The 1,178-nt window shown below is 70.1% G+C and carries 1 protein-coding gene and 1 pseudogene; both read right to left on the bottom strand.

The features are described 5' to 3' along the window. Positions 1-864, bottom strand: a pseudogene (locus ACDELDRAFT_RS22755) (two-component sensor histidine kinase); the annotation flags it as partial. After that, positions 861-1,178 (bottom strand): winged helix-turn-helix domain-containing protein (locus ACDELDRAFT_RS22750; RefSeq protein ID WP_005801429.1); only part of this gene is annotated, 318 nt, incomplete at its 5' end. The pseudogene ACDELDRAFT_RS22755 and the gene ACDELDRAFT_RS22750, both read right to left, overlap by 4 nt.

The following is a 1,178-nucleotide window of genomic DNA, read 5'->3' as shown; positions in this document are numbered from 1 at the left end:
GGCCGATCCGCGCCACGGCGCGCGCCTGGGCCTGCGGATCGAGATCCCCCCCAACGCGCTGGCCTGCAGCGTGATTGAGGACAGCGGCGTGCGCAGCTCGTGGGCCACCTCGTTGGCCAGGCGCCGCTCACGCACCAGCGCAGCCTGCTGCCGGTCGAGCAGGGTGTTGATGGACGCGACCACCGATTCGAATTCACTCCAGGCATGGCGCGATGCCAGCCGCTGCGCGCTGGAGGGGTCGAGCGCGCTCACGTCGGCCGAGAGGGCGTACAGCGGCCGCAACCCCCGCCGCAGGGCCAGCCCAAGGGCCAGCGCCACCACGGGCAAAAGCCACAGTCCGGGCTCCACCATCTGCTCGGCAATGTCCCGCGCCAACTCGTCCCGCTCACGCAGCTCCAGCAGCACCATGACCTTGCGAGTCCTGGCCGCGTCCCACTGCGAAAAACTGCGCCAGGCCACGGCCTGCGACCCCAGGCGAAGGTCGGCGAACCCCTCCGAGTCATCGAAGGCCGGCAGCGGGGCGCGGCCACTTTGCGCCAACAGGCGCCCCGCGGCGTTCCACTGCACCACGCTGATGGACTGCTGGTAATCGTGCGCCTTGAGCCAGGGCGTGGCCGCGCGCTGGGTTGTGGCGGCCTTTTCGACGGCTTCGGAAGCCTTCAGATTGATCAGCAGCGCGGCCACGCCGGCCAGATGCCCATCGGTGAGTTCATCGGCCTCGTGCACGCCCGTCTGGTAGCCCATGTACACAAAGCTGGCCCACACCAGCACCAGCGCACCCAGCGACCACAGCAGCAGGTGGAGGGTCAGCGAGTGGCGGCCCTTGCCCGGCAGGGACGCAGCAGCTTGGGGGGCCGGTGTCACGCGGGCTCCTGCGGCATGAAATAGCCCACGCCCCGCATGGTCTGGATGCACGCGCTGCCCAGCTTGCGGCGCAGGTGGTGGATATGCACCTCGACCGCATTGCTCTCAATAGCGGACTGCCAGCTGTACAGGCGCTCTTCGATCTGCTGGCGCGAGAGCACGCGCCCGCGCGCTTGCAGCAGTACCAGCAGCACCGAGAACTCGCGCGGCGACATATCCACCGGCCTGCCGCCCCGCACCACCGTGCGGGCCGCCGGGTCCACCTCGAAGTCGGCATAGCGGATGGTGGGCGAGGCGCGCCCCGCGGCCCTGCG

Origin of the sequence: Acidovorax delafieldii 2AN, from assembly GCF_000175235.1 — a bacterium.
In the GTDB taxonomy this organism is placed as follows: domain Bacteria; phylum Pseudomonadota; class Gammaproteobacteria; order Burkholderiales; family Burkholderiaceae_C; genus Acidovorax; species Acidovorax delafieldii_B.
This window is presented reverse-complemented; position numbering and strand designations above follow the sequence as displayed.